Consider the following 14,494-nt stretch of genomic DNA (forward strand, 5'->3'; position numbering starts at 1 on the left):
GAGCTGGCTTGCCTGCGATGGCATCAACTGTGTGTCACTGATACACCGAGGTGCCTGCATCGCAGGCAAGCCAGCTCCCACCTTTGAACCTTGTTGCGTTTAAATCCTTGTGCGGTTCTTGTGCTGCAGCCAATCGCCGAACGTTTTGTCTTCCAGGGCATAGCCGCCCCGGCTCGACTTCCACACCAGCTCCTTGTCGCGCAACGCATCGATGCAGGCCTGAATGGTCTGGGTGCCTGGCACCACGTCGCTGCCCATGTCTTCCAGCGCTTTGCTGACTGCCGTCAGGGTGCTGTCGGTAAACGGCGCGAACGGTTGGTTGTGTTGCGAACGCTCCACCATCACTTCCAACACGGCGCGCTGGGGGATGGTGAGGTTGTTCCAGGCGCTTTCGAATTCGGTCCACACGCCCGCACGCAGCAGTTCGGCACGGCTGTGCAGCAGTTGGCCCAAATTGCTTGCCTCGCCCAGCTCCAGCGCCACTTCACCGATGATGGTGCGCAGCATCTCGGGGCGGCGGCCTACCAACTCGAATGCCTCATCAATGTCGGCGGCGTTGAATTGATTGGTTTTGGCCAAATGCGCGTTGAGGTGCAGGGTATAGGCCTGGGTAAACTCTTTGCCGAGCAAGGGGAACGGCGTGATGCTGGAGCCGAAGAATGGCTGGCTTTTGCCCAACACCAAGTGAGCCAGCTTGTCGCGGTTGGAGCCGGTAAACACCAGGCGCAAGCCACTGCCCTCCTCGTCACGGCCTTGGTTGAGCTGATCCCGGGCGGCCTTCAACGCGAACATCGCGTTGATCCCTGACTCGGTGGTTAAGGCGTGCTGCGCTTCGTCAATCACCAGCACCACGGGTTTTTCCGCCGCGCTGTGGAGCAATTCCAAGGCTTGGGTCAGCGTCGCACCGACGGGCAATTGTGGCTTGGTGAAGTCCCAGGAGAGGGTGCGCAGAAAGCTTAGCCGCTCGATTCCAATGTTCTTGGCCAGTTTGCGAATGCCTTTTTCATAGGGCACCAGAGCAGCGGCAATAGCGCTGGCGATCAACTCAGCGGGATCTTTCTCTTTGTCCGCCCAGAGATCGACATACACCGCCAGCCAGCCGCGCAGTTGGCACTCGGGAATCAGGTCTTCGCGCAAAAAGGTGCTCTTGCCGGTACGACGCGGCGCCGCAAGGAACAGGCCGGACGTAAAATCCTGAATACCGGCCCCCACCAATCCGTCAGCAATGCTGCTTGCCAGGGCGGGGCGGCGGAACACGAAGCCGCTGTTCTTCGACATACTTTTATACTCAATTATGGAAAGGACTATAAATTATAGTGACGAGTATAATTGACTATAATTGCCCGTCAAACCACCTCCCGTCGCCGATCCTCCCTCGGGCATTTGGCAAACCGCGCTCGATAGCTACGGGTGAAGTAAGACGGCGACTCAAACCCGCACGCGATACTCACCTCCAGCACACTCATATCGCTCTGTCGCAATAGCTGCCGGGCTTTTTCCAGGCGCAGGCCGAGGTAGAAGTTGCTCGGCGTGTCGTTCAAGTGCAGACGAAACAGCCGCTCCAACTGGCGCCGCGTCACCTTGATCGCATCGGCCAATGCCAAGGTGCTCAGCGGCGGCTCGGTGTGTTGCTCCATTTCGCCGATGACCTGCACCAACTTCTTATTGTTGATGCCATAGCGCGTGGCGATCTGCATGCGCTGGTGGTCTTTGCGTGGGCGGATGCGCCCGAGCACGAATTGTTCGGAGACTTGGATCGCCAAGTCGGGGCCATGAGCCTGTGCGATCAGGTCGAGCATCAGGTCGATGGAGGCGGTGCCGCCGGCGCAGGTGATGCGGCGACGGTCGATTTCGAACAGCTCCTGGGTCACGGTGAGCTGTGGATAAGATTCCTTGAAGGCATCGATGGCTTCCCAGTGCAGGGTCAGGCGGTGGCCGTCGAGCAAACCGGCTTCGGCGAGCACACAGGCGCCGGTGTCGATGGCGCCGAGGGTGACGCCATCGTGGTCGAGGCGGCGCAGCCAGTGTTCCAGCGCGGGCGTGGTGAACTTCAAGGGTTCGAAGCCGGCGACCACCATCAGCGTCGCGCCTTTTTTCAGCGGTTCCAGTGCGGCGTCGGCATTGACCGACATGCCATTGCTCGCCAGCACCGCGCCGCCGTCGGCGCTGAGTACATGCCAGCGGTACAGCTCGCCGCGAAAGCGGTTGGCCACGCGCAGCGGTTCCAGCGCGGAGATAAAGCCGATGGCCGAGAAACCCGGCATCAGCAGAAAGTAGAAATCCTGGGACATGGTGGCGCTCTCGTAGGACGGGCAGCGTGGTCACTGTGATACGCCAGTTCAACAGGCCATTCAAGAGCACAGGTCGCTGCAGTGCAAGAGCTGGTCGCCGCCGTGCGCTTTGCCGCCCTTTAAGCTGCGTACCTTGATCCCACGGTGCACAAAGACGCCGGCCCCCACAATAACGACCTGCCGAGGGATCCACCATGAACCGACTGATCAGCCGCTGTGTGCTTGCACTCAGCGCCAGCGCCATTTTGAGCACCCACGTGATGGCAGCCGATGCGGCGTCTTGCCAAAACGTGCGCATGGGCGTGGTGAACTGGACCGACGTGATCGCGACCAGCGCCATGACCCAAGTGTTGCTCGACGGCCTCGGCTACAAGACCAAACAAACCAGCGCGTCCCAGCAAATCATCTTCGCTGGCATCCGTGACCAGCGCCTGGACCTGTTCCTGGGCTACTGGAACCCGCTGATGACCCAGACCATCACGCCGTTCGTCGACGCCAAGCAAGTCAAAGTCCTCGAAAAACCCAGCCTGGAAGACGCGCGCGCCACCCTTGCCGTGCCGACTTACCTGGCGGACAAGGGCCTGAAAACCTTTGCCGACATCACCAAGTTTGAGAAAGAACTGGGCGCCAAGATCTACGGCATCGAGCCAGGCTCGGGCGCCAACACCCAGATCAAGGCGATGATCGCCAAGAACCAGTTCGGCCTGGGCAAATTCCAACTGGTGGAATCCAGCGAAGCCGGCATGCTCGCCGCTGTCGACCGTGCGGTACGCCGCAAGGAAGCCGTGGTGTTCTTCGGCTGGGCGCCGCACCCAATGAACGTCAACGTGGCGATGACTTACCTCACCGGCAGCGACGACGCCCTGGGCCCGAACGAAGGCATGGCCACGGTGTGGAGCGTCACCTCGCCGACCTACGCCGAACAATGCCCGAACGTGCACAAGCTGCTGACCAACCTGACCTTCACCGCCGCTGACGAGAGCCGAATGATGCAGCCGTTGCTCGATCACAAAGACGCGCTCGAGTCCGCCAAGCAGTGGCTCAAGGACCACCCGCAAGACCAGCAGCGCTGGCTTGAAGGCGTGACCACCTTCGACGGCAAACCGGCTGCGGCCAACCTGCAATTGACCCGCAAATAACCGATCCGAATCACCGTGTCGCAGCCGCTTTTGGCTGCGCGCGGCATCACTACGCCCGCCTGTAAGGAACCGACTCATGAACCACGACGTCATCATCACCTGCGCACTCACCGGTGCTGGCGACACGACTGGCAGAAGCCCACACGTGCCGGTCACTCCCAAACAAATCGCCGCTGCCGCCGTGGAAGCCGCCAAGGCTGGCGCAACCGTGGTGCACTGCCACGTGCGTGATCCCGAAACCGGCAAGTTCAGCCGCGACGTTGCGTTGTACCGCGAAGTGATGGAGCGCATCCGCGAGGCCGATATCGACATCATCGTCAACCTCACCGCCGGCATGGGTGGCGACCTGGAAATCGGCGGTGGCGAGAACCCGATGGAGTTCGGCCCCAACACCGATCTGGTCGGCCCGCTGACCCGCCTGGCCCACGTGGAAGCGTTGCTGCCGGAAATCTGCACGCTGGACTGCGGCACCCTGAACTTCGGCGATGGCGACACCATTTACGTGTCCACCCCGGCCCAGCTGCGTGCTGGCGCCAAGCGCATTCAGGAACTGGGCGTTAAGGCCGAGCTGGAAATTTTCGACACCGGCCACCTGTGGTTCGCCAAGCAGATGATCAAGGAAGGCCTGCTCGACAACCCGTTGTTCCAACTGTGCCTGGGCATCCCATGGGGCGCACCGGCTGACACCACCACGATGAAAGCCATGGTCGACAACCTGCCCGCCGACGCGGTGTGGGCCGGCTTCGGTATCGGCCGCATGCAAATGCCGATGGCGGCGCAAGCGGTGCTGCTGGGCGGCAACGTACGGGTCGGTCTGGAGGACAACCTGTGGCTGGACAAAGGCGTGCTCGCCACCAACGGCCAGCTCGTGGAGCGAGCGAGTGAAATCCTCAGCCGCCTGGGCGCGCGGGTCATGAGCCCGGCGGAAGGCCGAGTCAAGATGGGCCTGACCAAGCGCGGCTAATTTTTCCAACCACCGCTGAACCCTGTGGGAGCCGGGCTTGCCCGCGATGGCGGTACACCTGCACCGGATACTCCAACTGACACACCGCTATCGCAGGCAAGCCACCCGAAGCCAGCTCCCACATTGAATCACCGGACTTTTCAGGATCGTCACTATGAGCTTTATCACCGAAATCAAAACCTTCGCCGCCCTCGGCAGCGGCGTCATCGGCAGCGGCTGGGTATCCCGCGCCCTGGCCCACGGCCTGGATGTAGTCGCCTGGGACCCGGCGCCCGGCGCCGAAGCGGCCCTGCGCAAACGCGTCGCCAACGCCTGGGGCGCTTTGGAAAAACAAGGCTTGGCACCGGGAGCATCCCAGGACCGCCTGCGCTTCGTCGCCACCATTGAAGCGTGTGTGAAAGACGCCGACTTCATCCAGGAAAGCGCCCCGGAACGCCTGGAGCTGAAACTGGAGTTGCACAGCAAGATCAGCGCGGCGGCCAAGCCGAATGCGCTGATTGGTTCGAGTACCTCGGGCCTGTTGCCAAGCGAGTTCTACGAGGGTTCCACCCACCCGGAACGCTGCGTGGTCGGCCACCCGTTTAACCCGGTTTACCTGTTGCCGCTGGTGGAAGTGGTGGGCGGCAAAAATACCGCGCCGGAGGCTGTTCAGGCGGCGATCAAGGTGTATGAATCCCTCGGCATGCGCCCGTTGCATGTGCGTAAGGAAGTGCCGGGGTTTATCGCAGACCGCCTGCTTGAAGCGCTGTGGCGTGAGGCGCTGCACTTGGTCAACGACGGCGTGGCGACCACCGGAGAGATCGATGACGCCATCCGTTTTGGCGCCGGGTTGCGCTGGTCGTTCATGGGCACCTTCCTAACCTACACCCTGGCCGGCGGTGATGCCGGGATGCGGCATTTCATGGCGCAGTTCGGCCCGGCGCTGCAGTTGCCGTGGACGTACCTGCCGGCGCCGGAATTGACTGACAAGTTGATTGATGATGTGGTCGATGGCACCAGCGAGCAGTTGGGCAAGCACAGCATTTCGGCGCTGGAACGCTATCGTGATGATTGCCTGCTGGCGGTGCTTGAAGCGGTGAAAACCACCAAAGCCAAACACGGCATGAGCTTCGCTGAGTAACCGCTGTTGATTTCCTGTGGGAGCTGGCTTGCCTGCGATAGCGGCGGTGAGTCGTACAGGGTACATGGCTATCGCAGGCAAGCCAGCTCCCACATTTGACCGAGTACATAGCCGGAATTTATGTGATGCCTGCACTGACGACTTACACCACAAAAATCCAGCCCGACTGGGTGGATTACAACGGCCACCTGCGCGACGCGTTCTACCTGCTGATCTTCAGCTACGCCACCGACGCGCTGATGGACACCCTGGGTTTGGACATTGAAAACCGCGAGGCCAGCGGCAATTCATTGTTCACCCTGGAACTGCACCTCAACTACCTGCACGAGGTAAAACTCGGTGCCGAGGTAGAGGTGCACACCCAACTGATCGCCCACGATGCCAAGTGCCTGCACCTGTATCACAGCCTGCATTTAGTGGGCGATGAAAAAGAACTGGCCGGCAACGAACAGATGCTGCTGCACGTCGACCTCGCCGGCCCGCATTCGGCGCCGTTCACCGCGGCCACCCTGGAAAAACTCATCGCTATCCGCGCTGCGCAGGCCGACCTGCCAAGGCCCGCCCTCCTCGGCCGTGTGATCGGTTTGCCGCCCAAAAAACCCTAAGGAGCCGTCATGCGCACTGCAGCCGCTGTTGCCGACTTTCGTACTTACCCAACGATCTGCGACCTCGCCGAGGTGCAGGTGCTGGAGGATCAGCTTCGCGTGCATTGGGCCGATGGCCGGGTGAGCCCGTTTCATCATCAGTGGCTGCGGGACAACTGCCCGTGCGCGGAATGCGTATACAGCGTGACCCGTGAGCAGGTGCTGGAGATTGTCGATGTGGATGAGAATCTCAGCGCCAGCAGCGCGCGCATTGATCAGGGCTTGCTGAGTGTGGAATGGAACGGCGGCCACCTGAGCCAGTACGATCCCGGCTGGTTACGGGCGCACGCCTACGACGATGAATCCCGCGCTGAGCGCCGTGCGGCGAAACCCCAATCCCAGCTGTGGGACCAGCACTTCACGTTGCCGGTTTTCGACTACGCGGCGGTGATGGAAGACCCCAAGGTCCTGCTGCAATGGTTGCTGGCCTTGCGTGACGGCGGCCTCACGCAAATCCGTGGCGTACCCACCGAACCCGGCTCCCTGGCGCTGATCGCCAAGCGTATTTCGTTTATCCGCGAGAGCAACTTCGGCGTGCTGTTCAACGTGCAATCCAAGGCCGATGCCGACAGCAATGCCTACACCGCTTTCAACCTGCCATTGCACAGCGATTTGCCGACGCGGGAGCTGCAACCGGGGCTGCAGTTTTTGCACTGCCTGGTGAACGAGGCCACGGGCGGCGAGAGCATTTTTGTCGATGGGTTCGCCATCGCCAATGCGCTGCGCAGCGAAGACCCCGAGGCGTTTCGCGCGCTGTGTGAAATACCGGTGGAGTTTCGCAACAAGGACCGTCACAGCGACTATCGCCGCCTCGCGCCGATCATTGCGCTGGATGCCTTGGGTGAAGTGGCGGAGATCCGCATGGCCAACTTTCTGCGTGGGCCATTCGAGGCGCCGGTGGAACAGATGCCGTTGTTGTATCGCGCGTATCGGCGCTTTATTGCGATGACGCGGGAGGAGCGGTTTCGGTTGGTCAAGCGTTTGAATCCGGGCGAGTTGTGGTGCTTTGATAACCGCCGCACGTTGCATGCGCGCAATGCGTTTGACCCGGCTTCCGGAGCGCGGCACTTTCAGGGTTGTTACATCGACCGGGATGAGTTGCTCTCACGGATTCTGGTGTTGCAGCGGTAGACCGCGGCGCGCCCCTCGCAGGCAAGCCAGCTCCCACATTTGACTGCGTTCACAAGTCAAAATGTGGGAGCTGGCTTGCCTGCGAGGGGGCCCGTGAACTCACCACAAACTCCAGGCAAAAAAAGCCCCAATCCAGCCGTGACTGGATCGGGGCAGAGTGCTTGGTGTGAGCGTGACATCCCGAGGGTGACCAAACCTTCAAGGTGCGTGCCTGGCGTTCAGTGTGCCTATTACTTGTGTCGGTAAATGACCCGAAAACGACCTGTTCATAGCCATCTGAGCCATTCGTTGAATCTGCCCTTGCCGACCGGCCGAGGGCCTACCAGAATCCCAGTCAGTCCCCGCTCCCTACACCAGGATGAACGTCATGATGCACGCGGATTTGATTGACCAGGATGACTTGCTGGGCCAACTGCGCTCACTGGGTTTTGAAGTGTCCAGCGGCGCCACCGCCGAGCAGGCTTGCGAGTGTGCGGTGCGCGGTTTGAGTGCCGCGCGGGCCAAGGCGCTCAAGGGCATGGTGGAACAGATGTACACCGGCAGCGCGACGATCTTGCCGGCTGTGCGCCAGGCGATCGATAAGCAGTTGTTGCCGGCGTTGGGGCAGTTCAAGCAGAACTCTGGCGTCTGATAGATCGCTATCGCAGGCAAGCCAGCCCCCACATTTGAATGTATTCACAGATCAAAATGTGGGAGCTGGCTTGCCTGCGATGAAGTACCTTCGGTCTAGAGCCTTACACTCGCGAAAGTCGACTCATTCCTGGCCTGACTCAACGCCGACATCGGCCCCGACAACGGTGACAACACCAGCGCCTGCGGAATCGGCATCATCGCCACTTGCTGGGTGGTGTTGGAACCTACGCGTTCATCCCGTGGCGGTATGCCGAAGTATTCGCGGTAGCACTTGGAGAAGTGCGGCGTGGACACAAACCCGCACACCGAGGCTACTTCGATGATCGACATCGGCGTTTGCTTGAGCAGTTGCCGTGCACGGATCAAGCGCAGTTTTAAGTAATAACGCGACGGCGAGCAGTGCAGGTATTTCTGGAACAGCCGCTCCAACTGGCGACGCGACACGGCGACGTACACCGCCAGCTCGTCCAGGTCGATCGGCTCTTCCAGGTTGGCTTCCATCAGCGCGACGATTTCCTGCAGTTTCGGCTGGTTGGTGCCGAGCATGTGTTTGAGCGGCACACGCTGGTGATCCTGTTCGTTGCGGATGCGTTCGTACACAAACATCTCGGAGATCGCTGCCGACAATTCACGGCCGTGGTCGCGGCTGATCAGGTGCAGCATCATGTCCAGCGGCGCGGTGCCGCCCGAGCTGGTGAAGCGGTTGCGGTCAAGGGTGAACAGGCGTGTGCTCATGGCGACACGCGGGAACGCTTCCTGCATCGACGCCAGGCATTCCCAGTGCACGCTGCAATCGAAACCGTCGAGCAAACCGGCGCAGGCCAGGGCCCAACTGCCAGTGCACACGGCGCCGAGGCGACGCGACTGGCGCGCCTGGCTTTGCAGCCACGACACGTGTTCACGGGTAACGGTGCGCTGGATACCCACGCCGCCGCACACAATCACAGTGTCCAGGGCCGGGGCTTTGTGCATGGAGGCGTCGGGGGTGATTTGCAGACCGTCGCTGGCCCACACTTGGTTGCCGTCGACACTCAGGGTTGACCAGCGATACAGCTCACGGCCGGACAACTGGTTGGCCATGCGCAGCGGTTCCACTGCGGACGCCAGGGAAATCAGCGTGAAATTGTCCAGCAGCAAAAAGCCGATGGATTGAGGCGCACGGTTCTGGGGTTGGGCCCCTGAGTTGAACGACGTCATCGCGGTATCTCCTCACACAAAGCGGGTGATGGCCTCAGGCGAGGCTCTTGTTATTGCGCTCGCCCTGGAAAGGAGAGGCTTTGAATAGATAGAGCAAATGCCATGCCTAAAATTGAATGGGCATTCAATAACTCCTGAAAACGACCTGATGACGCGTCTATTTAAGCCCGCGCAGGAAGTGCGGGATATGCCTCGAAAAGGACGCTGGCGTGCGCCTGCTCACGGGGTGTGAGCAGATCGGTAGCACTTGTGGGAAGGCGCTTTGCGGGCGTAGGAAGAGTCTGTCACCGCACGCACGGGTGACGGGTGGTCGGGCGGGAATTCGTTCTGGAGCTACTTATCTGTTTGCGACGCGCTAAAAGGTGGCGCTTTTGAATCCGGGTGTTCACTTTATGAGCAGTTTGCCATCAAGTGGCGCTTTTGAATCCGGGTGTTCACTTTATGAGCAGTTTGCCAATCAATTGTGGCGAGCGGGCTTGCCACAACAAGCCGCTCACCCGAAGAAAGCGCTCAACACTCCACCGCACTTACCGCCAACCCACCCCGCGATGTTTCCTTGTACTTGTCATGCATGTCCGCGCCGGTATCGCGCATGGTACGGATCACCCGGTCCAGGGAGATAAAGTGCTGGCCATCGCCGCGCAGCGCCATCTGCGCCGCGTTGATCGCTTTCACCGCTGCAATCGCATTGCGCTCGATGCACGGCACTTGCACCAGCCCGCCCACCGGGTCGCAGGTCAGGCCGAGGTTATGTTCCAGGCCGATTTCGGCGGCGTTGCACAGCTGCTCCGGCGTGGCACCGAGGATTTCAGCCAACCCGGCTGCGGCCATGGCGCAGGCCGAACCGACTTCGCCTTGGCAGCCGACTTCGGCGCCGGAAATCGAGGCATTCTTTTTACACAAAATTCCCACGGCCGCCGCGCTGAGCAAATAGTCGACCACGTTGGCTTCAGTCACTTCGTCGCTGAACTTCATAAAGTAGTGCAGCACCGCCGGGATGATCCCCGCCGCGCCATTCGTCGGTGCGGTGACCATGCGCCCGCCGGCGGCGTTTTCTTCATTCACCGCCAGGGCGAACAGGTTGACCCACTCCATCGCACTCAAGGTCGAGCCAATCACATTTGGCTTGCCCAACTCCTGCAAGCTGCGGTGCAATTTGGCGGCGCGACGCCGCACGTTCAAGCCGCCGGGCAAGATGCCCTCGTGCTTGAGGCCCTGCTCCACGCAATCTTGCATGGCGCGCCAGAGCTTCATCAGGCCGCTGCGGATTTCTTCCTCGCTGCGCCAAGTCTTTTCATTCGCCAGCATCAACTCGGCCACGCGCAGGTTGTGGGTCTTGCACAGCTGCAACAGCTCCACCGCGCTGGAAAAATCATACGGCAACTCGGTGCGGTCCATATCGGCCACGCCGCTTTGCGCCTGGGCTTCGTCCACCACAAAACCGCCACCGACCGAATAGTAGGTATCGCGGTGCAACTCGCCATCATCGCCAAACACCACCAAGGTCATGGCGTTGGGGTGGAACGGCAGGTTTTCGTCGAGCAGGCGCATGTCGCGCGCCCAGATGAAGGGCACCGGCAGGCGGCCATCGAGCAACAGTGTGTCGGTCTCGCGCAGGGTGTGAATACGCAGGCCGATTTGCGCCGGGTCGATAGCGTCCGGCCACTCGCCCATCAGGCCCATGATGGTGGCGGTGTCGCTGCCGTGGCCGATGCCGGTGGCCGACAATGAGCCATACAGCTGAACTTCGACGCGCCTGACTTGTTCCAACAGTTCACGTTCACGTAATGCTTGGACGAACAACGCTGCGGCGCGCATGGGGCCGACGGTGTGAGAACTAGAAGGCCCGATGCCGATCTTGAACAGGTCGAAAACGCTGATAGCCATTGCCGTGAAACTCCTCGGTGAGCAGGCTAGGCATGAACAAGCTGCTACGCTCAGATCGCCCAGATGGCGGCATCATCAAGCTTTTATCCGCCCTCACGGCGTCTCACACCGACGCACCCATGCTCAACAGCGTCGCTCCCGTGCGATCAAGCGTTTTGGCCGTTTTTAGCGGTGCAGATCGATAAAAACTGCAGTTTTGCCTTCGGAAAAATCTGTAAGCGACGTCACCGACACTGGATACGACCATCCCTGTACTGGATACGACGCCCCCTGTAGGCGTCAGATTTTCACTGGTACATGATCAGTCTCGACTCGATGGCAAGGCACCGTGCCGGCGCTTCATCGCACGCCCCAACCGCAACACTTATAAAGCGCGGCGAAAGCCGCCAGAAAAAAGACACAGGAGTCTACCCCGATGAAAGGTTCACCCTCGTTGTTGTTGGCCGCCATGCTGAGTCTGCCAGTCCTGGCACACGCTGCAGAACCGGAACAGTGCAAGACCGTTAACTTCTCCGATGTCGGCTGGACCGACATTACCGTCACCACCGCGACCACCAGCGAAATCCTGAAAGGCCTAGGCTACAAGCCGCGCACCACGATGATTTCGGTACCTGTGACCTACAAGTCGCTGGCCGACGGCAAAAACATGGACATCTTCCTCGGCAACTGGATGCCGACCATGGAAAACGACATCAAGCAGTACCGTGATGCCGGCACCGTGGAAACCGTGCGCGCCAACCTGGAAAACGCCAAGTACACCCTGGCGGTCCCCGAGGCGCTGTATGACAAGGGCCTGAAAGACTTCGCCGATATCGCCAAATTCAAGGATGAGCTAGGCGGCAAGATCTACGGCATCGAGCCGGGTAACGACGGCAACCGCACCATCCAGACCGTGATCGACAAGAACCAGTTCGGTTTGAAAGACGCGGGCTTCAAGATCGTGGAATCCAGCGAAGCCGGGATGCTCTCCCAGGTCGAACGGGCCACCAAGCGCGGCCAGGCCATCGTGTTCCTTGGCTGGGAACCGCACCCGATGAACACCCGCTTCAAGATGAAGTACCTGACCGGCGGTGACGATTCGTTCGGCCCCAACTACGGCCAGGCCACCATCTACACCAACACCCGCAAGGGCTACACCCAGGAATGCAGCAACGTTGGCCAACTGCTGAAAAACCTGGCGTTCACGTTGAACATGGAAAGCACCCTGATGGGTAACGTCCTGGACGACAAGATGAAGCCCGACGCCGCGGCCAAGGCCTGGCTGCAGAAGAACCCGCAAGTGCTCGACACCTGGCTCGCCGGTGTGACTACGGTTGACGGCAAACCTGGGCTGGAGGCCGTAAAAGCGTATCTCGCCAACTAGCACCCGCTGACCCCAGGCCGGTGCGCTGGCCTGGGATGTTTTCCCCTTCGCATGTGGACATTCACTACCATGCTGACTGAACATAAACTCCCACTAGGCCAGTACATCGCTGCCTTCGTCGAATGGTTGACCCAACACGGTGCCAACTACTTCGACGCAATCGCATCGACTCTGGAAACGATGATCCACGGCGTGACGTTTGCGCTGACCTGGTTCAATCCGCTGGCATTGATCGGTCTGATTGCGCTACTCGCTCACTTTATTCAACGTAAATGGGGCCTGACGGTATTTGTCATTGCCTCCTTCCTGCTGATCCTGAACCTTGGGTACTGGCAGGAAACCATGGAGACCCTCGCCCAGGTGCTGTTCGCCACCCTGGTCTGCGTGGTCATCGGTGTGCCACTGGGCATTGTTGCCGCGCACAAACCCATTTTCTACACCCTGATGCGGCCGGTGCTCGATCTGATGCAGACCGTACCGACCTTCGTCTACCTCATCCCTACCCTGACCCTCTTCGGGCTGGGTGTGGTGCCCGGGCTGATTTCCACGGTGGTGTTCGCGATTGCCGCACCTATCCGTCTGACTTACCTGGGTATCCGCGATGTGCCGCAAGAATTAATGGACGCCGGCAAGGCCTTTGGCTGCTCGCGCCGCCAGTTGCTCTCACGGATTGAACTGCCCCACGCTATGCCGAGCATTGCCGCCGGCATTACCCAATGCATCATGCTGTCGTTGTCGATGGTGGTGATCGCGGCCCTGGTAGGCGCCGACGGCCTCGGCAAGCCAGTGGTCAACGCACTGAACACCGCCGACATCGCCCTGGGCTTTGAAGCCGGCCTGGCAATCGTATTGCTGGCGATCATGCTCGACCGCATCTGCAAACAACCCGACGCCAAAGTAGGGGGTGATGCATGAGCATTATCCGATTCGACAATGTCGATGTGATCTTCTCCAAAGACCCGCGCGAAGCGCTCAAGCTGCTCGACCAGGGCATGCACCGCAACGAGATCCTGAAAAAGACCGGGCAGATTGTCGGCGTTGAAAAAGCCAGCCTGGACGTGGAGAAAGGCGAGATCTGCGTGCTGATGGGCCTGTCGGGCTCCGGCAAGTCGAGCTTGCTGCGCTGTATCAACGGCCTCAACACCGTGAGCCGTGGCCAGCTGTTTGTGGAGCATGAAGGGCGCCAGATCGACATCGCGTCCTGCACGCCTGCGGAGCTGAAAATGATGCGCACCAAGCGCATCGCCATGGTGTTCCAGAAGTTCGCCCTGATGCCCTGGCTGACGGTGCGCGAAAACATCAGCTTTGGCCTTGAGATGCAGGGCCGCCCCGAGAAAGAACGGCGCGCGCTGGTGGATGAAAAACTCGAGCTGGTGGGCCTGGCCCAATGGCGCAACAAGAAGCCCGACGAGCTGTCCGGCGGCATGCAGCAACGCGTCGGCCTGGCCCGCGCGTTGGCGATGGACGCCGATATCCTGCTGATGGACGAACCCTTCTCCGCCCTCGACCCGCTGATCCGCCAAGGCCTGCAAGATGAACTGCTGGAGCTGCAACGCAAGCTGAGCAAGACCATCGTGTTCGTGAGCCACGACCTGGATGAGGCACTGAAACTCGGCAGCCGCATCGCGATCATGAAAGACGGCAAGATCATCCAGTACAGCGTGCCGGAAGAGATCGTGCTGAACCCGGCGGACGACTATGTGCGCACCTTCGTCGCGCATACCAACCCGCTGAACGTATTGTGCGGTCGCAGCCTGATGCGCACCCTGGACAACTGCAAACGCATCAACGGTTCAGTGTGCCTGGACCCGGGCGGCGACTCGTGGCTGGACCTGGCAGAAGGCAACACCATCAAGGGTGCCCGCCAGAATGGCGCGGTGATGAACCTGCAGAACTGGGCACCAGGGCAACCGGTAGAAGGTTTGGGCCGTGTGCCGACGCTGGTGGACTCGAATATCGGCATGCGCGATGCGTTGCAGATTCGTTATCACACCGGGAATAAGTTGGTGTTGCATGACAGCAACCACCAGGTGGTGGGAATCTTGGGGGACAGTGAGCTTTACCATGCCCTGCTGGGCAAGAACCTGGGCTAGTCGCTTGATCGTTCCCACGCTCTGCGTGGGAA

The 14,494-nt window shown here is 60.5% G+C and carries 13 protein-coding genes; 9 read left to right on the forward strand and 4 right to left on the reverse strand.

Annotated features, from left to right (window positions below):
- Positions 1–99 precede the first annotated feature (99 nt).
- Both GJU48_RS22545 and GJU48_RS22550 read right to left on the reverse strand, forming a co-directional pair.
- Positions 100–1,278 (reverse strand): AAA family ATPase, encoded by a 1,179-nt coding sequence (locus tag GJU48_RS22545; RefSeq protein ID WP_094949532.1) that lies wholly within the window; start codon positions 1,276–1,278, stop codon positions 100–102.
- A gap of 68 nt (positions 1,279–1,346) precedes the next feature.
- On the reverse strand, positions 1,347–2,291 hold the full coding sequence (locus tag GJU48_RS22550; protein WP_094949533.1) for a GlxA family transcriptional regulator: 945 nt from the start codon (positions 2,289–2,291) through the stop codon (positions 1,347–1,349).
- A 194-nt stretch (positions 2,292–2,485) separates the two neighbouring features.
- Here GJU48_RS22550 and GJU48_RS22555 point away from each other — a divergent pair, with 194 nt between their 5' ends.
- The 6 genes from GJU48_RS22555 to GJU48_RS22580 all read left to right on the forward strand — a co-directional run bounded on the left by GJU48_RS22555 (position 2,486) and on the right by GJU48_RS22580 (position 7,920).
- Entirely contained in the window at positions 2,486–3,430 is a 945-nt protein-coding gene (locus GJU48_RS22555) for a choline ABC transporter substrate-binding protein (RefSeq protein WP_094949534.1), read from the forward strand.
- 76 nt (positions 3,431–3,506) lie between these two features.
- Positions 3,507–4,394, forward strand: a complete 888-nt coding sequence (locus GJU48_RS22560) for a BKACE family enzyme (RefSeq protein ID WP_094949535.1) — start codon at positions 3,507–3,509, stop codon at positions 4,392–4,394.
- A gap of 154 nt (positions 4,395–4,548) precedes the next feature.
- A complete protein-coding gene (locus GJU48_RS22565) occupies positions 4,549–5,514 on the forward strand; it encodes an L-carnitine dehydrogenase (protein ID WP_094949536.1) in 966 nt (321 codons plus the stop codon).
- Between the two features lie 125 nt (positions 5,515–5,639).
- A complete protein-coding gene (locus GJU48_RS22570) occupies positions 5,640–6,119 on the forward strand; it encodes a thioesterase family protein (protein ID WP_094949537.1) in 480 nt (159 codons plus the stop codon).
- 9 nt (positions 6,120–6,128) lie between these two features.
- On the forward strand, positions 6,129–7,289 hold the full coding sequence (locus tag GJU48_RS22575) for a gamma-butyrobetaine dioxygenase (RefSeq protein ID WP_094949538.1): 1,161 nt from the start codon (positions 6,129–6,131) through the stop codon (positions 7,287–7,289).
- Positions 7,290–7,656: 367 nt separating this feature from the next.
- Positions 7,657–7,920, forward strand: coding sequence for a hypothetical protein (locus GJU48_RS22580; protein WP_083356383.1), 264 nt, complete (start codon positions 7,657–7,659; stop codon positions 7,918–7,920).
- Between the two features lie 95 nt (positions 7,921–8,015).
- On the opposite strand, the gene gbdR is transcribed toward GJU48_RS22580, so the two are convergent.
- Both gbdR and GJU48_RS22590 read right to left on the reverse strand, forming a co-directional pair.
- A complete protein-coding gene (gene gbdR, locus GJU48_RS22585; protein ID WP_094949539.1) occupies positions 8,016–9,119 on the reverse strand; it encodes a choline metabolism transcriptional regulator GbdR in 1,104 nt (367 codons plus the stop codon).
- A 510-nt stretch (positions 9,120–9,629) separates the two neighbouring features.
- A complete protein-coding gene (locus tag GJU48_RS22590) occupies positions 9,630–11,006 on the reverse strand; it encodes an L-serine ammonia-lyase (protein WP_094949540.1) in 1,377 nt (458 codons plus the stop codon).
- A 415-nt stretch (positions 11,007–11,421) separates the two neighbouring features.
- Between GJU48_RS22590 and GJU48_RS22595 the strand changes: the two genes are divergently transcribed.
- The 3 genes from GJU48_RS22595 to choV all read left to right on the forward strand — a co-directional run bounded on the left by GJU48_RS22595 (position 11,422) and on the right by choV (position 14,462).
- Positions 11,422–12,369 (forward strand): choline ABC transporter substrate-binding protein, encoded by a 948-nt coding sequence (locus GJU48_RS22595; protein WP_094949541.1) that lies wholly within the window; start codon positions 11,422–11,424, stop codon positions 12,367–12,369.
- 69 nt (positions 12,370–12,438) lie between these two features.
- Entirely contained in the window at positions 12,439–13,284 is an 846-nt protein-coding gene (gene choW / locus GJU48_RS22600) for a choline ABC transporter permease subunit (protein WP_094949542.1), read from the forward strand.
- Complete coding sequence (gene choV / locus GJU48_RS22605; protein ID WP_094949543.1) at positions 13,281–14,462, forward strand: choline ABC transporter ATP-binding protein; 1,182 nt, start codon at positions 13,281–13,283, stop codon at positions 14,460–14,462. The genes choW and choV overlap by 4 nt, the downstream gene beginning before the upstream one ends.
- Positions 14,463–14,494: the final 32 nt, after the last annotated feature.

Source organism: Pseudomonas sp. IB20 (assembly GCF_009707325.1).
GTDB lineage: Bacteria > Pseudomonadota > Gammaproteobacteria > Pseudomonadales > Pseudomonadaceae > Aquipseudomonas.